The 19,730-nt window shown below is 36.6% G+C and carries 23 protein-coding genes; 1 reads left to right on the top strand and 22 read right to left on the bottom strand.

All coding sequences use genetic code 11. From position 1 onward, the window contains the following. Positions 1–64: 64 nt before the first annotated feature. From secA to KGF86_RS16190, 19 genes are all read right to left on the bottom strand, one after another. On the bottom strand, positions 65–2,578 hold the full coding sequence (secA, locus tag KGF86_RS16280) for a preprotein translocase subunit SecA (RefSeq protein WP_186870598.1): 2,514 nt from the start codon (positions 2,576–2,578) through the stop codon (positions 65–67). A gap of 262 nt (positions 2,579–2,840) precedes the next feature. Beyond that, positions 2,841–3,389, bottom strand: a complete 549-nt coding sequence (gene hpf / locus KGF86_RS16275; RefSeq protein WP_186870599.1) for a ribosome hibernation-promoting factor, HPF/YfiA family — start codon at positions 3,387–3,389, stop codon at positions 2,841–2,843. A 201-nt stretch (positions 3,390–3,590) separates the two neighbouring features. Then, a complete protein-coding gene (fliT, locus tag KGF86_RS16270) occupies positions 3,591–3,944 on the bottom strand; it encodes a flagellar protein FliT (protein ID WP_211742453.1) in 354 nt (117 codons plus the stop codon). Further along, complete coding sequence (gene fliS, locus KGF86_RS16265) at positions 3,944–4,345, bottom strand: flagellar export chaperone FliS (RefSeq protein ID WP_186870601.1); 402 nt, start codon at positions 4,343–4,345, stop codon at positions 3,944–3,946. The genes fliT and fliS overlap by 1 nt, the downstream gene beginning before the upstream one ends. Before the next feature lie 29 nt (positions 4,346–4,374). Next, positions 4,375–5,907, bottom strand: coding sequence for a flagellar hook-associated protein 2 (locus KGF86_RS16260; RefSeq protein ID WP_246521636.1), 1,533 nt, complete (start codon positions 5,905–5,907; stop codon positions 4,375–4,377). Between the two features lie 15 nt (positions 5,908–5,922). After that, positions 5,923–6,270: a flagellar protein FlaG gene (gene flaG / locus KGF86_RS16255; RefSeq protein WP_186870602.1), complete on the bottom strand. Its 348-nt coding sequence runs from the start codon at positions 6,268–6,270 to the stop codon at positions 5,923–5,925. A 67-nt stretch (positions 6,271–6,337) separates the two neighbouring features. Next, complete coding sequence (gene csrA, locus KGF86_RS16250) at positions 6,338–6,565, bottom strand: carbon storage regulator CsrA (protein ID WP_186870603.1); 228 nt, start codon at positions 6,563–6,565, stop codon at positions 6,338–6,340. A 2-nt stretch (positions 6,566–6,567) separates the two neighbouring features. Continuing rightward, positions 6,568–7,020: a flagellar assembly protein FliW gene (gene fliW, locus KGF86_RS16245; RefSeq protein WP_343221472.1), complete on the bottom strand. Its 453-nt coding sequence runs from the start codon at positions 7,018–7,020 to the stop codon at positions 6,568–6,570. A gap of 6 nt (positions 7,021–7,026) precedes the next feature. Continuing rightward, entirely contained in the window at positions 7,027–7,602 is a 576-nt protein-coding gene (locus KGF86_RS16240; RefSeq protein WP_186870605.1) for a DUF6470 family protein, read from the bottom strand. A 103-nt stretch (positions 7,603–7,705) separates the two neighbouring features. Then, a complete protein-coding gene (gene flgL / locus KGF86_RS16235; RefSeq protein ID WP_186870606.1) occupies positions 7,706–8,590 on the bottom strand; it encodes a flagellar hook-associated protein FlgL in 885 nt (294 codons plus the stop codon). Between the two features lie 9 nt (positions 8,591–8,599). Further along, positions 8,600–10,072 carry a flagellar hook-associated protein FlgK gene (flgK, locus tag KGF86_RS16230; RefSeq protein ID WP_186870607.1) on the bottom strand — a complete coding sequence of 491 codons (1,473 nt, stop codon included), beginning with the start codon at positions 10,070–10,072 and terminating at the stop codon, positions 8,600–8,602. 28 nt (positions 10,073–10,100) lie between these two features. Then, positions 10,101–10,589 carry a flagellar protein FlgN gene (locus tag KGF86_RS16225; protein WP_211742451.1) on the bottom strand — a complete coding sequence of 163 codons (489 nt, stop codon included), beginning with the start codon at positions 10,587–10,589 and terminating at the stop codon, positions 10,101–10,103. A gap of 16 nt (positions 10,590–10,605) precedes the next feature. Next, positions 10,606–10,869, bottom strand: a complete 264-nt coding sequence (gene flgM, locus KGF86_RS16220; protein ID WP_186870609.1) for a flagellar biosynthesis anti-sigma factor FlgM — start codon at positions 10,867–10,869, stop codon at positions 10,606–10,608. A gap of 74 nt (positions 10,870–10,943) precedes the next feature. Next, complete coding sequence (locus KGF86_RS16215) at positions 10,944–11,396, bottom strand: TIGR03826 family flagellar region protein (protein WP_343221471.1); 453 nt, start codon at positions 11,394–11,396, stop codon at positions 10,944–10,946. A 15-nt stretch (positions 11,397–11,411) separates the two neighbouring features. After that, positions 11,412–12,092, bottom strand: coding sequence for a ComF family protein (locus tag KGF86_RS16210; RefSeq protein WP_186870610.1), 681 nt, complete (start codon positions 12,090–12,092; stop codon positions 11,412–11,414). A 3-nt stretch (positions 12,093–12,095) separates the two neighbouring features. Next, complete coding sequence (locus tag KGF86_RS16205) at positions 12,096–13,223, bottom strand: ATP-dependent helicase ComFA (protein ID WP_246521634.1); 1,128 nt, start codon at positions 13,221–13,223, stop codon at positions 12,096–12,098. A 322-nt stretch (positions 13,224–13,545) separates the two neighbouring features. Then, on the bottom strand, positions 13,546–14,388 hold the full coding sequence (locus KGF86_RS16200) for a DegV family protein (protein ID WP_186870612.1): 843 nt from the start codon (positions 14,386–14,388) through the stop codon (positions 13,546–13,548). Between the two features lie 297 nt (positions 14,389–14,685). Continuing rightward, positions 14,686–15,381 carry a response regulator gene (locus KGF86_RS16195; protein WP_211742449.1) on the bottom strand — a complete coding sequence of 232 codons (696 nt, stop codon included), beginning with the start codon at positions 15,379–15,381 and terminating at the stop codon, positions 14,686–14,688. A gap of 74 nt (positions 15,382–15,455) precedes the next feature. Continuing rightward, positions 15,456–16,598 carry a sensor histidine kinase gene (locus KGF86_RS16190; RefSeq protein ID WP_186870614.1) on the bottom strand — a complete coding sequence of 381 codons (1,143 nt, stop codon included), beginning with the start codon at positions 16,596–16,598 and terminating at the stop codon, positions 15,456–15,458. A 191-nt stretch (positions 16,599–16,789) separates the two neighbouring features. On the opposite strand from KGF86_RS16190, the gene KGF86_RS16185 reads away from it, so the two are divergent. After that, positions 16,790–17,440 (top strand): YigZ family protein, encoded by a 651-nt coding sequence (locus tag KGF86_RS16185; RefSeq protein ID WP_186870615.1) that lies wholly within the window; start codon positions 16,790–16,792, stop codon positions 17,438–17,440. Positions 17,441–17,454: 14 nt separating this feature from the next. On the opposite strand, the gene nagB is transcribed toward KGF86_RS16185, so the two are convergent. The 3 genes from nagB to KGF86_RS16170 all read right to left on the bottom strand — a co-directional run bounded on the left by nagB (position 17,455) and on the right by KGF86_RS16170 (position 19,671). Further along, a complete protein-coding gene (nagB, locus tag KGF86_RS16180; RefSeq protein WP_186870616.1) occupies positions 17,455–18,210 on the bottom strand; it encodes a glucosamine-6-phosphate deaminase in 756 nt (251 codons plus the stop codon). 1 nt (position 18,211) lies between these two features. Next, positions 18,212–19,390, bottom strand: coding sequence for an N-acetylglucosamine-6-phosphate deacetylase (gene nagA, locus KGF86_RS16175; protein ID WP_186870617.1), 1,179 nt, complete (start codon positions 19,388–19,390; stop codon positions 18,212–18,214). Positions 19,391–19,515: 125 nt separating this feature from the next. Then, positions 19,516–19,671, bottom strand: coding sequence for a hypothetical protein (locus tag KGF86_RS16170; RefSeq protein WP_186870618.1), 156 nt, complete (start codon positions 19,669–19,671; stop codon positions 19,516–19,518). Between the last annotated feature and the right edge of the window lie 59 nt (positions 19,672–19,730).

Below are 19,730 nucleotides of genomic sequence, written 5' to 3'. Positions count from 1 at the left end.
ATCCAATTAATTAATACCCTCAAAACGGTCTGACTCCGGTTGGGGTCAGACCGCTTTAGATAGTTTATTTTCCGTGGCAGTTTTTATATTTTTTACCACTGCCGCATGGACATGGATCGTTTCTGCCTACCGTTTCTTTTTTCACATATGGTTTGCGGACTTTTTTCTTTTCTTCACCGCCGCCTGATACTGCTTGGGTGTTTTTCACTACTGCTTGTCGCTTTAGGTTATCTCGTATTTCAGCTTTCATAATATAACGGGCAACTTCATCCTCGATACTTTCTACCATTGCCTCAAACATGGCAAATCCTTCTAATTGATATTCACGTAATGGATCATTCTGACCGTATGCACGTAAATGAATACCTTGACGAAGCTGATCCATTTGGTCAATGTGGTCCATCCACTTCGTATCTACTGTTCTTAAAAGAATAACTTTTTCAAATTCACGCATCTGTTCTTCATCAAGCTCTTCTTCTTTCTGATCATAACGGGCGCGAACTTTATCCATAATTAATGCATGAATTTCTTCTGTTTCTAGCCCTTTCAGATCGTCTACGGATAAGGAATCCTGTTCTAACAAGTTACCCTGTACGTACTCAACAATAGCTTGTAAATCCCATTTATCTTCTTCATCATCTTGTGTATGAGTATTAACAACACGTTCTAATGAAGAACTTATCATATTCTCAATAATGGTACGTAATTCATTACCCTTCGCATCGATAACTTCAAAACGTTGTTTGTAAATAATCTCACGCTGTTCCCTTAATACATCATCATATGATAAAACATTCTTACGTGCATCATAGTTATTACCTTCTACACGTTTTTGTGCGGATTCGACAGCTCGTGATACGAATTTATTCACAATAGGTTGATCATCATCCATCCCCATCTTATCCATCATATTTCTTAGATTATCTGATCCAAATCGGCGCATCAATTCATCTTCCATCGATAGATAGAACTGCGACATACCAGGGTCTCCTTGACGACCAGAACGTCCACGTAACTGGTTATCAATACGTCTTGATTCATGGCGCTCTGTTCCTATTACAGCTAATCCGCCAAGCTCTAATACACCCTCACCAAGCTTAATATCTGTACCACGGCCGGCCATGTTCGTTGCAATTGTAACGGCACCCTTTTGTCCAGCTTGTTCGATGATTTCTGCTTCACGGAAATGGTTTTTCGCGTTTAAAACATTGTGTTTAACACCAGCTTTTTTCAAATACTGAGAAATTAACTCAGACGTTTCAACCGCTACTGTACCAACTAGTACTGGTTGTCCAGCTTTATGACGCTCTTTAATATCCTCGACAACAGCTTTAAATTTACCATTGACCGTCTTGTAAATCTTATCCGGGTGATCAGTACGAGCGATTGGTTTATTAGTAGGAATTTCAACCACATACATGTTATAGATGCTACGGAATTCTTCTTCCTCTGTTTTAGCAGTACCTGTCATACCAGCAAGCTTATTATACATGCGGAAATAGTTCTGGAAGGTGATGGACGCTAAAGTCATACTTTCATTCTGTATCTTTAAGCCTTCCTTCGCCTCAATCGCTTGGTGCAATCCATCACTATAACGACGGCCCTTCATAAGACGTCCAGTAAATTGGTCTACTATTACTACTTCGCCATCTTCTACTACATAATCTGTATCCCGATGCATCGCAACATGTGCACGTAATGCCTGTCCAATGTGATGTGTTAAAGTTACATGATTTAAATCAAATAGATTCTCCACATGGAAGTAGCTTTCCGCTTTATTAATTCCTTCTTCCGTAAGCTGTGTTCCTTTTGTTTTCTCATCGTACGTATAATCCTCATCACGCTTTAAGGTGGCAACAAATGCATTTGCTTGTGTGTATAAGGATGCTGACTTTTGAGCAGATCCGGAAATAATTAATGGTGTTCTTGCTTCATCAATTAAAATCGAATCGACCTCATCAATAATTGCGAAATTTAAAGGACGTTGAACCATTTGCTCCTTATACAGAACCATATTATCTCTTAAGTAATCAAAGCCAAATTCGTTATTCGTACCATAAGTAATGTCGGCTAAATACGCTTCTCGCTTTTCTTCTTTGGATAAACCATTTGTATTCAATCCCACTGTTAATCCTAAGAATTCAAATAATTGCCCCATTTGCTTCGAGTCACGATCTGCCAAATAATCGTTCACGGTAATGACATGAACACCTTTGCCAGAGATAGCATTCAAATATGCTGGCATAGTGGAAGCTAGTGTCTTACCTTCCCCTGTTTTCATCTCTGCGATATTCCCTTCATGCAATACAATTGCTCCCATTAACTGAACAGGGAATGGACGCATGTTAAGAACACGTTTTGATGCTTCACGAACTACAGCATACGCTTCAACCAATAAGTCATCTAAGCTTTCTCCATTGGCATAGCGTGATTTAAATTCCTCTGTCTTCTGTTGTAAAGCACTATCTGATAATTTCTCAATATCAGGTTCCAATGATTCAATTTGATCAACAATACGTTGGATTCGATTTAATTGTTTTTTATTCCCATCAAATATTTTTTTTAGAAAACCTGCCATCGTTACGCTCCTCAATCCTCATAGTGAACCAGACGTGTGTTACACATTCAACAACACTATTTACCTTTTATCATAAAAATATGATAATAGGTTCACCATTCATTTTATTCCTTCATCTACTATAATTTTTATTTATTATATATAATAAATAATAACACTACTTAATTGCATATGCCAACTACATACCTATGGGTTAGCACCATCCCTCTAAAAAAGATAAAAGGCGACCCACTGAAGGGATCGCCTGTAGGGATTATTTATATTAATGATTTGGTTCGATTAAACCATACTTGCCATCTTTACGACGGTACACCACGTTAGTATCACCTGTTACAGCATTCTGGAACACATAGAATGCGTGTCCTAACATATCCATTTGTAATACCGCTTCTTCAGAATCCATTGGTTTTAAATCAAATCGTTTTGTTTTTACAATTTCAATTTCATCGGAGTCTTCTACTTCGTCTAACTTTTCAGCCAAATTAGTCGCTACAAACTTCGGAGCGCCATTTTGACGGAATTTACGATTTACTTTTGTTTTATATTTACGAATTTGTCTTTCTAACTTATCAACCACTAAATCAATTGCAGCGTATAGATCAAGATGCTCTACTTCAGCTCTTAATAATAAACTAGTCATTGGAATTGTAACCTCAATACGCTGTTTGTTGTTGTAGACACTTAAATTCACATGTACATCTGATGTTAAGGGGCTCTCAAAATACTTTTCAAGCTTACCAATCTTCTTTTCTACGTACTCTCGAATTGCTTCGGTTACCGTAAGATTCTCACCGCGAATGTTGAATTTCATAAAGTGTCACTCCTTTTATACCTTTGTATATAGTATACTATACTTTCCCTTAAAATTCCTGCCTAAACATGTCCTTTTTTGTAAACCTAGCAGTTTCATATATGGATAATCCCCTTTAAAGACCTAGTCTCATGCGGTTTACACTAGATTTACAGTTAATTAAAAAAATAGCTTCCAGAATAAAATCCGGAAGCTAATCTATTATTTGCGCTTATCCATAAACATGCCATCCATCGTTTGTACCTTATCATATGGATTGGTATATTGGCGATTTGAATTCTTTTGTTTCTTCACTTGTTTCATTTCCACCTTCAATCCTTGGAATAAAAGATCCATCTTTTCTTGAACTTCCTTATTCAAAGGCAGAAGCTTCTTTCCCATTTCCAGCTCCTCTTTCGTAAAAGGCTCTTTCGCTTCCTCCATATAACTTCCTCTTTGTAAAAGGAGGCTGTTTATCCCCTCAATGATAGCCTCTCTATCATTGGAGGTTACGTCGTTAGCTAGTAGCTGCTGCATTTTAACTGTAATTTCGTAGATCGGTTGTACGCGATTCATTATACATGTTCACCTTGTGCATGTTGTTTTTGTCTAGTTTTTAAGATGACCTGTTTCCAAGTATCTCTAAAATCAACCACAAATCCTTCTACTTCTTGCAAAATACTAACATCATTTTTTAAATTTGCCTCCATAAGGCGATGATGGATGTAGTCATATAAAGGCATTATTTGTTGAGAGATTTCCACTTCTTGATCAAGAGTTACCATTAGTTCTTGAATGATTCTTTGCGCCTTTTGAATATTTGTATTTTTTGCTTCTATATTATTAGCTTGTATATCCTTCGTTGCTTGTTTAATAAATTTAAGGCAGCCATTATAAAGCATAAGCGTTAATTCACCGCCCGAGGCAGTATTAACAGCATTATTCTGATATGCTTGATATGGTTTATTTAAAGCCATAAGGTAGAACTCCTTTTATTAGAATTTGATCACATTCCACCGCCGAATTGAGATAACAGTTGCATTGATTGATTATTCAATCGAGCAATTGCTTGTTCCATAGCGCTGAATTGTCTCCAATAACGACTCTCAATCGACACGAGACGTTTCTCAAAATCAGATATTCTTGTATTTAAATCCTTAATTCGTTTTCCTAGGGAGTAGTTTTCTAATGTGCTTGTTGTTTTACCTGCCCGTTCTTCAACACGCTTCATCGTCGACTCAATAGAGTCTTCTAATCGGTTAATTAAGCCACGACTAGGGTCATCCTTAGAAGAAGTAGAATTTGAAAATAACTTAAATACACCATCTGGGTCTTCTCGTAAAGCTTTCTTCAATTCTTCTTCATTAACTTGAAGCTTTCCACCATTCATATAGTCCGCTGTTGTTGATATACCGATTTGCGTTAATGATGTAATTTCTCCACCTGTTTGAACATTAGTATACCAAGTCTGTCTCATAGAATGTAAGCCTGAGGTTAAGATAGAGTCCCCACGAAGAATACCACTCTTAGCCTTTTCCTCCCAAAGCTCGATTTGCCGATCATCCATTTCTGCCTTTTGAGCTTCTGTCAGCGGCTTGTAATCACGAAAACGTTCTTCTGTTTGCGATTTGTTTATTAAATCTACAATTTCATTATACTTGTCGACAAAATTCATGATAGAGTCGAAAGCCGCATCGATGTCATTTTCTACCGTAAGAGAAGTACTTTCCCCTTCTTTTGAAACACCTTTTAATGTTAACGTTAAACCATTAAATTCATAGGAATTATCTTTTGATTCAAAATCAAGTCCATTATAGGTAAACTTAGCATCTGTACCACCTTGTTCATTCTCAACATTGATTCCTAGTGTAGTAGAAAAAAATGAGTTTGATCCACTATCAAATACGATTTCAGGCCCCTGATTATTGTAGTTTCCAGTTCGGGTTGTTTCCAGAATGACTTGTTTAGCGGTGGCATCGTAGAACGCTCTCACATTGTTATCATCATTCGTTATACGTTTCAAAACGTCATTTAATGAGTCGGTTTCTGAAATCGAAAAAGTATGCGGAATCTCGTTACCATTCTCATCAAATGTAAAAAATGAAAAATCTTTACCAAATTCAATTGTGCTAGCAAGCTTATCCACTTGTTCTCCAAGTGGCTTAGATGGATCAAACGTTTCACCAGCTTTCACAATGCTACTTGTACTTCTATTAATAGCACTAGAAGCCAATTGCGACACTGTAATATTATATGACCCTTCCATCGTACCGGATGTAGCCGTAGCGGTTACCACACCACTATTAGAAGAACTTACTGCTTTTGATTTATATGTACTACTTAATTTCATATCAAAGATCAATTGATCCATTTGGTAAAGCTTTTGATAGATTTCACGATACCCATCACGTTGCCATTCTAACAATGTTCGGTCCTGCTGCATTTTATCTAATGGCATTCTCTCTGCCGACATCATTTTTTGTATAATATCATCCGTATTTATCCCTGATGCTAAACCACCAATACGCATATTATTCATTGCGTTTCACCCCTTTTATATCTTCTTATCAATTAAAAAACCCATATACTCTCCCATTGCTGCATACATATCCAATATCTTTTTAGGTGGAATTTCTTTGATCACTTCATCTGTGTTTGGATCAACAACGGTAACATAATATTCATTCAATTCTTCATGGAATTGAAACTTGAGACTAGTTTTTAATGGTTCAACAAAATCATTTAATTTTTCCACTGCTGTTTCTATCTGTTTCTTAGTGGGTTCTGGTTTCATTTTTACATTTAGTTCTTGCACAACAGTATTAGATTCTGCTAGTTTTCTATGGTTGTTTTCACTGCTTTGCAAGGATTTTGTTCCAACTGATACAGATTCTACTCGCATCCTCTGCAACTCCTTACAAATATTTCTTCTTATATCGGTTTAAATAGAATAAATGTTTAGCAATAGATTATGAATCATTTTTCTTACTTAGTAGATTGAGCAAATCCGTTGATACATTGGCTGCTTCATTATTCTGATTCTGTATTTCTATATAAATCTCCTTGCGATGTATTTCTACAGATTTCGGAGCAGTAACGCCAAGCTTAATTTGATCCCCTTCAATTGCTAACACTGTAATCTCTATATTATCACCAATTTGAATCGCTTCATTTCGCTTCCGTGTTAGTACTAGCATCACTACACCCCTTTTCCAGCTGTAGTAGGTTTAATGGATGCCTTGCTTTCATATTTATCTGTATTCAATATATACTGTTTACCAAGCATCTTTCTCTGATTAATAAGGACTGGCGCTTTAAGGTTAATGGTACTAGACTCAAAGGGAGCCTTTAAGGTTACGATAGATGCTATTAAAACATCCTCTTCACTGTGTATTTCTAAAGCTTCTATAGTAGAATCATCCAATTCAAATGTATATTCACTATAAAATTGATACGGATTCGTGACGACAAATGCAAGTGTTTCAGACTTTACTGATTGTAAAAACTGAAACACTGGATTACCTGGGATATTTAGTAGTACAAATTCCTTCTCTTCTACAAATCCAGGGATACCAGATTGAAATTGTATAATTTGTTCTTTCTCAATTACCACATCACCAAGATATTTGGTTGGAATCTTCAAGTCAACCACCCTTTCCTATTGTTTATCAGTTGGAAATAGATTTATAAAATCGATGTCTAGTTCTGCATACTGGTCTAGCGAGACATCAACAGAACCAGGTGTATAGTTTAATTCCGGTTTGTTTACTTGAGTTTCGATAATCGGCTTGTTTGGTTTAATGTCAATTTCTACCTCTGAAGGCTGATAGTTAATTTTAACCGAGAATACGGATGGTATAAACTGAATACCTAATGGACGTTGTGGTCGATAAGCATTTTGAACTGCTTGACTAACGATAGGATTATTGTTATTTTCTATTTTCATCAGTTCCGTGCCTTGAGTTGCTCTTCTAGCCGTTCCTTCTTGCGCCCCCTGCATGCCCAACTGAGCGAATTCCTCAATCGATTGAGGGGCTGATTTAAGGTTCATATCTGCCCAGGCTTGAGTTTGATCTATCGTGAGCTTGGACGGAATTGTTCTCATCGATAGCTCGGCATGTGGTTGTTGTATAAACAAGTCTGCTTTCGGTTGGCGAATTTCTTGCTTAGCAGGCTGTGTCATCATACTGATTCTAGCCATTTGTGATTGCATCCTAATTTGTGGTAATTCCATTCCAATCCTCCCTCATTTTAAAAAATTTAGCACCGTAAACGAAATAGATTATTGGCATTATCAAAAAAGAAAACCCTAAACCCTTATTCGGGTTAGGGCTTGTTTACCTTAGAAAATCAATTAATGTTGGTTGAATGACTCTAGAACCTGTTGATAATGCTGCACGGTGAATACTTTCTTGTGTAATAAGCTTCATAATTACTTCCTCAAAATCGATATCTTCATTTTTTGACATCATTTGTGTAGCAGAAATCTTTTGAGCACTGAGACGGTTTTCGATTAGATCTAAGCGATTCATTCTAGCCCCTAAATCCGCACGAGCATTTAGAACATTATCAATATTCTCATCAATAGAACCAATACTGGATTCAATCGCTGCCTGATCGATAGTTCCATCTTCCCCACCTAGAGCATTTATTAATTCATCTATTCTACTAAACGCTTCACTTCCAAAGATTTCATTAGCATTTACATTTGCTTTAATGACAATACCAGTAGATACTTCAATATTTACTGGACTAGAATCAATGTCCGTTATATTAGTAGGATCTTCAATTGGTTTAACATCTGTTTTCGTTCCATTAAATATATATTTACCATTAACACTTGTATTGGCAATATCAACCAGATGTTGCTTAAGTTGTTCAACTTCCGCTTTTATGTTCATTCTTTCTGCATCATCATACGTATCATTACTAGCTTGAACAGCTAGTTCCCGAATGCGTTGAAGTGCTTTTGTTGCCTGATCTAGTGCAGCGTCGGTATTGTCCATCCAGTTATGTACTTCACCTGTATTTCGTTGGAACTGTTCAACTTGTAATAACTGGGTACGATAGTCCATCCCTTTTACCGCAACAACAGGATCATCAGAAGGTCGGTTGATTTTTTTACCAGTAGTCAATTGATCCATATAGGTTCCCATATTAGCGTAACTATTCGATAAATTACGTAGCATATTATTGGATAACATTGATTGTGTTACACGCATTTCACATTCCTACCTTCCTACAATTCCCATATTATTAATAATTCGATCTAAAATTTCATCCACTGCTGTCATACTTCTAGCAGCTGCGTTATACGCATGTTGAAATTTAATCATATTCGTCATTTCCTCATCAAGTGAAACAGAACTTACTGACATTCGTTGTTCTTCCACTTGAGAACGAAGGATTACCGTATTTTTTGCCATCCGATTTGCTTCCTGTGCTGCTACCCCTAAATTACCAATCATACCTTGGTAAAAGCTCTTGATCGATTTTCCATTTCCAATTAAAGGATCATCATTATATACAAGATCAAACATTTTTGATAATTGTAATGCATTAGCTCCATTTCCGCTATCTCCATTTGAACTAGCTGCTACTAAATTAGGGTCATCTACTAAACTAGCAACTACTGTCATGACACCATCTTCACTATATTGGAAGAAATCCATTCCATCTTGACCATTCATATCTTTACCTTGAGCATGCTGTTCATTAAACTTCTCAACAAAAGTTTGAGCCAATTCATCAAGCTGCTTAAGAAGTGTTGCAAATGATACCGTGTTCTCATCTGAATTATTTTTTCCTAGTACATCATTTAATGCTTTTAATGAACCTGAAGGAAGTTCTACTGGAGCACCATTTAGTGTTATTTCATTCTCATCATTTAGGCCAAATTGTACTGGTTCTTCACCAGGTTCTAAAAGATAAATAGGAGTTGGATAAGACTGTCCATTATCTTGTAAAAGTTCAATTTTAGTTATCCCTTCCGCAATATCCAAGGCACTTTCTGAACTCGGAACTCGATGAACCTTTATATTCACTATACCGGATAATTTATCAATTAAGTTATCACGTTGATCATATAAGTCATTTGTTACATAGCCATGTGGCTCAAGCTCTTTAATTTGATCATTAATTCGACTTATTTGACGAAGAAGTGAGTTAGCATCACCAATTGTTACTTCAATCTGATTACTAACATCAGCCTCCATTTTTGTTAAATTTTCCCTTAAGTAGTTAAACATGTCTGCTACCGCAAGGCCACGTTGTACGACAACTGACCTAGCACCAGAATTTTCTGGACTACCAGCTAAAATCTGTAATGATTCCCAAAACTTGTCCATCGTACTAGATAAACCGCTTTCTGATGGTTCATTTAGAAGGCTTTCCACACGATAAAGGGATTCGGACATTGTTTCCCAATAGCTAGCTTTGCTGTTTTCTGAACGAAATTGAAGATCTAAGAATCTATCACGAATACGTTCCACTGACCCAGCTTGTACACCTTGTCCAAGCTGGCCAGGTATTTGTGGACGATTGAGTGAGCCACTTGGATAGCCTGGCAACGTCTCAAAATTAACACGTTGTCTCGAATAACCTTCTGTATTCGCGTTTGAAATATTATGACCAGTTGTATATAAAGCGGATTGTTGGGTAAATAGCGCTCTTTTCGCCATTTCCAAGCCGTGGAATGTACTCATTTCATTTCTCCTTTTCTATCATTTTTTCTTATGCTTTTGAATCAAAGACCGAGCGATTGATCTGTGATTGCTCTTGCTCTTTTCCATAATTCAAGTTTTTTAGCGATGGACTCAATAAATCAATGGAAAGCTGAACAAACTGCATAGACTGTTGAATTAGTGCCATGTTCAATTGTTCCTGTTGCTTTAAATTCACGATAGTTTCTGTTAAGCGAACAGCACTTTCTTCAATCGCTTTCCTCTCTTCATTATTACTTAGTTGATTAACTAAATTAGTAACGGTAGCTTCTTCGTTGGTTAGGCGATGATTCGCAAACCAGTCCTCAACTTCTTTCTGCCGACTCTCTTCTAGTTGGGTGATTTGCTGTAGGATTTTACGTTCCTTTATTAATACAGTTTGCAAATTTTCTACATTGCCTTCTTTAACGATAGCTGTTTTTTCCTTTGATAGGTCTAACAACTGTTCGTGAGTCACTATTAACTTTTCTAGCTTTTCAATAATTGCTTGTACGGACACTTGGTGAGTCCTCCTCTTATTGCTTCGACCAGAAATCGATCATTTTTTGTGCTGTTTTTTCAAAATTGATGGTATATTCTCCTGATTCAACACGATTCTTTATTTCTTGTACATATGCTTCACGCTCAGCATTTACTTTTGTATTTTCCTGTAATTGCTTAGCTTGTGATGAAATCTGCAATTGATCTTGTGGCTTAGCGGATTTCTTCATATCCATATGCTGTTGGATTTGATTCTTGTACGGGTTAAAATTCGTTTGATTTGGTCCAGTTATTTTCATAAGATCACCTCACTAATTATCCGTTCGATTGATACTTACTATATATATCGGCACATTACCTATTAAGTAAAGTCTTATCTGTGATGTTTATCTAATGTATAGTAAATGTTTTCCTTTGATTTCGATTCTTTATTCCGCTCTGCTACCTTTTCAACTTTTTCTATTTTATTCAGTTCCTTATGAAGTTCATTGGAACATGATGAACAAATTTTACCAGTTGTAATGGGTGCTCCACATCTTTCACATGGGTATCCGAGCTTTGGAAACATAGTCGTACGTAGTCTTTTTTCCTTAATAAATTTCGTTATTAATGTTTCCTCTACCCCTGTTGCTTCCACCACTTCTCGTAATGTAGATTCTCTATTTTTTTGCTTTTTTAGAAATTCATATACTTTCTTAAATGCGGCTTCCTCTTCCTTATAGCAATCTTGACAAATGTCTCGAAGATTTTTTACAAATACTTTGCCACATTTTGTACAGTTGGTTAATTCAGCCATTTCAATCATTTCTCCTCTTAACATTATCATACCATACTATTCCATCTATCCACGAATTAACGTATAAGAATATACTTCGGGACATCCGGCATCTTTCAATAACTTGGCTGCATGACGTAACGTAGTACCTGTTGTATATATATCATCGACAAGAATAATAGGATTGTTTAGTTTTTGCTGTAATATAAATGGATTTTCAGAATAAATTCTTTCTTTACGAGACTTTTTGGATTGTTTTTCACCGTGGGTTCTGGACAGGATATTCATTTTCTTAGGGGTTAGAAATGAGGCTAACATTTCTGCTTGATTAAAACATCTCTCTTGGAGTCTTTCCATACTCAATGGAATTGGAATTATAACAGCATCTTTAATCGAAGCAAATGCTTTATGGAAGTATGTGGAATAGGAATCTTCAAATATAGTACCGAGCTCATAATCTCCTCGGTATTTCCATTTTGCTATTATAACTTGCATAAATGTGGAATACGTATAGACAGAATAATTAAATTCGAGTACATCATGCCCACCATAATACGTTTCCCATCGCAAGCAATCATCACATATTTTAGCTTCTGTTACCCGACTACACCGTAAACACCGATTTCCACCAAGGAGCGTCATTTGCCGTTTACAAATATCACAAATCAGGCTAGGCTTTGGCGGAAACAAAAAATTAGCCCAGTCCATTTCTATGATTATTTCTTCGTGACAACATAAACAATTCATCCTCTAAAATCCCCCTCTTTTATTCATTTGTTTAATAGATTGGACGGCCTGAACCATTGCATCTGTTTTCCCTTCATGCAAGAATATTACTTCTCCGGATGGATCATCTGCACTTCTTCCTGCCCTACCAGCTATTTGAACTAATGCAGCTTCATCAAATACCGTATGTCCCGCATCCAATACCATCACATCTACAGATGGAAAAGTAACACCTCGTTCTAATATGGTTGTGGTAATTAATAGATCAATTTCTCGATTTCTGAATTGATTAATCTTCTCTATTCTTTCCTCATCATCCGAATGAACAGAATCAATTAATTGGAAAGGTAAATTCTTCATTTCCTTCAACATGGTCGATAAGTTCTCCGCAAGCTGGATGGTTGGAACGAATATTAGCATTTGCCGTTTAGGATTTTCTCTATGGTTCATCCATTTCATTAATGATTTAGGTAACTTATTTTTCTTCAATGTTTTTTTCAAGGAATAACTTATGACCAGCTGTGGAACAGGTAGTGGGTGGCCATGATAGCGAATCGGAACAAACGTATGTGGGAGATGTTTACGTGCAATGCGAAGATGAAGGTCTTGTCTTGGAGTCGCGGTTAAATATACCGTAGTACTAGTCGATTTCTTTGCCCGATTTACTGCAAAAGAAAGGGTGGGGTCATTATGGTATGGGAAAGCGTCAATTTCATCAATAATTATGATATCGAAGGTTTTATGATAGCGTAATAGCTGATGGGTTGTCGCAATAATGAGTTGTGTGGATCCTTCTTTCTCATCACTTCCACCATATAAGGCTTGGATTGGTACTTCTTGAAAAGCGGATTGGATTCGTGGTTTTAATTCACGGACAACATCAGCACGAGGAGTGGCAATACAAATCCTTTTTCCAAGCTGTAATCCTTTTTCAATAGCCTCAAAAAGCATTTCGGTCTTTCCAGATCCACAAACCGCCCAAACTAAATACGCTTCCATTCCATCCTGAATAGCTTGTACTAGTTTACTAGAAGCCTGTTGTTGAGCAGGAGTAAGTTCCCCCTGCCAGGTCATTGGCGAAGGATAGTTAGTCCAAGTTGGCTCTTCACCAGAATAATAATATAACGCTTCACATTCCATCACTCTACCCATTTGAATACAATTCCTACAGTAAAGATGTGTCTCATTACAATTAGCACAGGGTATCTTGCCAAATAAGGAGTGCTTCTGATTTCCACAGCGCATACATGTAAAAAATAGAAGCTTTCTCGTTATAGATGGGATTTGTGTAAACAGTTGGGGGTTAGCATCAGCGGGAAGTTCCGATTGGAGAAGTAATTTACCAGCGTATTGATATATATCAGAAGGCTGTTTGGAAGATTCGATTTTGAACGTCATATCCTCACTCACTTTCCTTTAAAGGATAGACTGCCAGATATCCTGACAGCCATGAATATAAAAATAAAATGATTGCTTATTTATAGTACCAGCATACTCCAATTGCCCCTTCACCAACATGCGTACCAATTACAGGTCCGAAGTAGCTAATTAAGGCTTCCGTATTGGGGTATTTCTCGTTAAAATCTTCTTTTAAATCAATAGCAGCTTGTTCGTCATTTGCATGAACAAACACAACTTTCGCTACCTTGTCTTCCTTCGCATCTTCCTCTAACATACCTAAGATACGATTCAGTGCTTTTTTACGGGTGCGAATTTTTTCAAAAGGAACAATAATCTTATCAACAAAGTGTAGGACCGGTTTAACTTGTAGAAGGCTACCAACAAGTGCTTGTGCTCCGTTAAGTCTACCGCCACGATGTAGATTGGTAAGATCATCCACCATAAAGAATCCATGCATTGTTTCCTTCATTTCATTTAAACGATTCATGATTGCTTCTGGTGACTTATTTTCTTTTGCCATTTCAGCCGCTTCTATTGCATAGAAACCTTGAGCCATACAACTAATTTCAGAATCAAAGGCATAAACATCGATTCCATCTACCATATCCCCAGCACTTACTACCGCTTGGTAAGTACCACTAATACCACTAGATAAATGAACCGATATCACCGCATCAAACTCTTTACTTAGTTCTTCTAATTTTTCCGTAATCAGACCAATAGCAGGCTGAGAAGTAGTTGGAAGTTCTTTTACATCTTTAATCTTTCGATAAAATTCTTCTGTTGAAATATCAATTTCCTCTTGATATGTTTCATCCCCAAAGTTCACACTTAGCGGAATCATATGTATTCCGTAAGCGTCACGCATATCCTTTGGAATATATGCAGTGCTGTCTGTCATTACAGCAACCTTCATTTCTTCCCTTCCTCTCCATTTATTTATTTTCATTGTACAAAATGTGTGCTTCTTATATTCTACATGAATGTAATAAAAAATGCACCAAGATATGTGTATACTTAACTATAGTACAAAAAATATACCAAATTAGCATAGCAGTGTAGATAAATCTGTATCTAACCATTGGAAAAATATAGCGTTATTCGTGACAATACGCCCGCTATTTGGTCGTAAACCATATATCGGTTATCCAACATCTCTACACAATAAAAGACCCTTGACATTATGAACATCAAGGATCTATTTCAGGAAAAATTATAATACTTCAACCCAGCCTTTTCTTATTGCAGATACTACCGCTTGGGTTCTATCATTTACATTCATTTTTTGAAGAATGTTACTTACATGGTTCTTAACCGTTTTTTCACTAATATATAACGCTTCCGCAACAGCGCGGTTACTTTTACCATCTGCTAAGAGCTGCAGTACTTCACACTCACGTTTAGTAAGCAAGTGTAATGGGCGATGATATTCAACTCGACTTCCACCTATACCAACAGCCACGTTCTCCTTTGCTAGTCGACGATATTCTTGTACGAGGTTATGGGTTACTTTCGGGTGTAAATAAGATCCGCCTTCACTAACAACCTTAATCGCTTCAATTAGAGAATTAGAGTCCATCTCTTTTAATAGATATCCTTGTGCACCTGTTTTCAGCGCATGTGTTACATAGCTTTCATCATCATGAATCGATAAGATAATTACTTTTGATTTAGGATAATTACGTACTAATTCAGCGGTAGCCTGTACACCATTCATGTTTGGCATGTTGATATCCATTAATATTACATCAGGATTATATTCTTGCACTAGTTTAGTTGCCATTGCACCATCATCACCCTCAGCTAATACATTAAATGATGGTTCAAATTCTAAAATACGTTTAACCCCTTCACGAAATAACTTATGATCATCAATTAAGACGATACTAACATTTTTTTCTAAACTCATTGTCTCTTCCTCCCCATTACGTAATATTATCCCCTATTACGTTTATCTGATAGACAATTTCTATAATATTTATTTTAAAAGAGCCCTTCCATGGGTACTTGAATAACTATTTTTGTACCTTTTCCGATGGTTGATATAATATCCATTACTCCATCAAACATCTCAACACGCTCTTTCATTCCCATTAAACCAAATGACTTATCTCGTTTTATAGAAGGATCGAAGCCTTTTCCATTATCTGTTACGATTAAATTTAAATTTCTAGTACATATTTCGATTTTAACAGAGATTAAGGTTGCTTCCGCGTGTTTTACAGCATTTTGTATTGCTTCTTGTGCTAATCTAAACACTGCTATCTCATACTTCTGATTAATTCGTTTCACTTCACCAATCGATGTAAATTCAATATTAATATTGTTGTACTCCGATGTAGTCGTTATATATTTTTTAATCGTAGGAATAAGACCTAAGTCATCAAGAGCCATTGGCCGCAAATCATAAATAATACGACGAACCTCATAAAGTGATGAACGAACCATTTTACGTAAGCTTCGTATCTCTTCTAAAGCATCATCTGTACTTCCTTCACGGAAGGTACGATCAACTAATTCAGAGCGTAAGAGAATATTAGCAAGCATTTGTGCAGGTCCATCATGAATTTCCCTAGAAATTCGTTTTCTTTCTTCCTCTTGTGCTTCAATGATTCTTAAACTAAATTCCTGTTTTTCCTTAGCCTCTTCTATCATTTCGTTTACTTGCCTGAAGTCATCTGTTAAATATGTGAGTATGACAGATATTTTGTTGGCAAGATTTTCTGCACGCTTAATCGTATGATCAATGTTTTGCAGTCTTCTCTCCAACTCATCACGCTTTTCACGTAGTCCTTTTTCCTCTTGACGAAGCATGGCTAGTTTTGTCTGAAGTTCATGTGTCGATTCATATACTTCTCGAATCTCATCTTCAGAATAGCGGTCAAAGTATTTACTGACTTCTGATAAACGCTTTCTCGAGTACCGAACATTTTGCTCTAATTTGTCACCTTCATCTATGTAACGTAATACTTTAGCCTTGGTGTACTCCAAATCTCGAAGCAATCGTTCATACTCCGTACGAGCCTCCTCACTTATGTGAAAAACCTCATCCTTACTGTTCTCAACTACATCTACCATTTCGTTGAGAATATAATCTAAAGCTTTTTCCCTAGTTTTCACTGCCATCAGCACTCACCAACCTATGGTATAATTATACGTGCTAAAAATCTTTTTTTATAGGGTTATTTGGAAAGTTTTTATAAAAATGATTAATTATTTGCATTTACCCTAGTAACATATACCCAAACATTTCTTTACTCAAACATATTTTTTCCTTATATTAGACTAAAATGCAACTAGGAGGAGGATTTATTCCTGTGTTAACGAACTATTATACTGTGAATAAAGATGGCGGATCCCATGAAATCGTTATTCAAAAATCAAGATTTATAGGCACGATTAAACGTGTTGAAACAGAAGAAGAAGCCCAGAGCTTTATTCAGGAAATGAAGAAGAAGTATCATGATGCAACACATAATTGTTCTGCATATATAATCGGTGAGCATGACCATATCCAAAAGGCAAACGATGATGGTGAACCGAGCGGGACAGCTGGAGTGCCTATGCTAGAAGTCCTAAAAAAACAGAATCTTAAGGACACTGCAGTAGTCGTCACGAGATATTTCGGTGGAATTAAGCTTGGTGCAGGTGGACTAATCCGCGCTTACGGCAGTTCAACCTCAGAAGCGATTAAAGCAGTTGGAATTATTAAAAGACAATTAATGAAAGGGATCTCTATCACTGTCGATTATGCCTTACTTGGAAAGCTTGAAAATGAATTACGGAATTCTGAACATATGTTAGAGACGATACATTATCTGGAGAATATAGAATTTATTGTCTATGTAGAAGATGGTCTGGAAACTGCCTTTCAAAAGTGGATGACAGATTTAACGAACGGACAAGCTGTCATACAAGCTATTGGCGAAAAGTATGTGGAAATTGAGGTTGAAAGTACAAAGGAATAGAAAAACTTGGCGTTTCAATCATGACGCCAAGTTTTTTTATTCCTTTGTACTTTTGATAAAGCTGCTTCATCTGCAATTACGGTAACATTCGGATGTTCTTTCAATACGGACGCTGGAAATTCTTCAGAAATTTCTCCATCTAACAATCGGTTCAATGCTTCAGCTTTATCCTCACCAGATACTAGTAATAAAATCTGTTTACTATCCATAATCGTACCAATTCCAGTCGTAATCGCTTGTGATGGTACTTCTTCCCATGAATTGAAGAAACGGGCATTGGCTTTACGAGTCGTCTCCGCTAATTCAACTAAATGGGTTCGAGTAGTAAACGATGTTCCTGGTTCATTAAACCCAATATGTCCGTTATGACCTATCCCTAGAATTTGTAAGTCAATACAATTGTGCTGCTGAATTAATTCCTCGTAAGCTACACATTCTTTTTCTAAATCCTTGGCAGAACCATTTGGAATATGCGTATTCTCTATAGAAATATCAATATGCTGAAACAGTTTTTCATTCATATAATAGCGATAACTATTCGGATGATTTGCTGTTAGCCCAACATATTCATCCAAGTTAAATGTGGTCACTTCTTGGAAAGAAACTTGTTTCTCATTATTTCGATCAATCAGGCATTTATACAGTCCTTCTGGCGTAGAGCCAGTCGCAAGCCCTAATACTGGCTTGTCCAACTCTTTAATAGTTTGAATTACAAATTCACTAGCTTTCAAACTTATATCCTGATAATCCTTGGCAGATATGATGTTCATATCACTCGTCTCCTTTGTATGCTATCTTTCCACGGCAAAGTGTATAGTTTATCGTAAAGTTCTCATCAATTAATAAAATGTCTGCATCTTTCCCTTTAGCGATACTTCCTTTCCGGTCGTATACTCCCAGTTGTTTTGCTGGATTCGTGCTCGTCATTTTAATGACATCCTCAACACAAACATCCTGTATATTCAACATTTGTTTAACACCATGATTCATCTTCAAAATACTACCTGCTAGTGTTCCATCTTCGAGTACAGCTCGTTGCTCATCTACTAAAACTGTTTGACCGCCAAGTTCATATGTACCAGCATGTAAGCATTTTGCCCGCATGGCATCTGTAATTAGTATTATCCGATCACTACCCATATTTTGATAGATTACTTCTAACATTTCAGGAACGACATGTATGCCATCAGCAATTAGTTCTGCTCGTATTTCTTCTAACAGAAATGCTGCTCCTACAACACCAATATCCCGATGATGAATCCCAGTCATGGCATTGCATAAATGTGTAACTTGCTTAACCCCATTGGATACCGCTTCTTTCATACCTTTAAAATCAATCGCAGTATGTCCTGCTGATATATTGACACCTTGATTTGCTAAATGGCGGATAAACGATCCCTCTGGATCAAGTTCCGGTGCCATCGTAATCGTTTTAATCATATGATTAGAAAGCTTCTGCCATTTGTCAAAAAGAGCACTATCTGGTCTACTAATATGCTCAAGAGGCTGTGCGCCTTTCTTACTTTCTTCTATAAAAGGTCCTTCCAGATGAATCCCGATTATTTCAGCACAATTCTCTTTAGGTTGATAATCCGCAACCGTACGTAGTGCCTGTTCAATTTGTTCTTCTGCCTGGGTAATCGTCGTTGCAAGGAAACTAGTTGTCCCTTCTTTCGGTAGTACTTCTGCAATGGTATCTAATGCCTCTTCTGTTCCATCCATTACGTCTGCCCCATTCGCACCGTGAATGTGGCCGTCAATAAAGCCCGGAACAGCATATAGCCCTTCCCCATCGATAATTTTAAACTGACTTGGATAACGCTTAGGCTTTTCATTTTCTTGATAGATCTCGCTTATTTTTCCTTTTTCAATGACAAGACTTCCATTAGGAATTCTAGTGTTCTCTAAGAATACGGTTACATTTTTTATCAATAGTGCTGTATGATCCATTTATGCCCCTACCCTTCGCTAACTACAATCTCAAATTATCATATGGTAGTACTATTGTCCAGTTATGGAATAGCTAGTCTAAACAAGAAAAAAGCCATTCCCTCTAAAAGGAAATAGCTCTAGTGTTAATTTATTATACGTTTATTTTGATTTAATTCTCGTTGATCATTCAATTCTTTAATTAATGTTTGAATTAATTCTTCAGAGGAACGGATTTTATTTTTTTCTGTATCATCGATTACCTTTTTCATCATGTTCTTAAAAAACTCACGCTCAACCATGAAATTACCGCCTTGACTATGATTTAATTTAAAAACTAGTATACCATGAAATCTATAAC

Source organism: Ornithinibacillus massiliensis, from assembly GCF_018310345.1.
GTDB classification, from domain to species: Bacteria; Bacillota; Bacilli; order Bacillales; family Amphibacillaceae; genus Ornithinibacillus; species Ornithinibacillus massiliensis.
The sequence above is the reverse complement of the archived record's forward strand: the minus strand, read 5'-3'. Positions and strand labels throughout refer to the sequence as shown.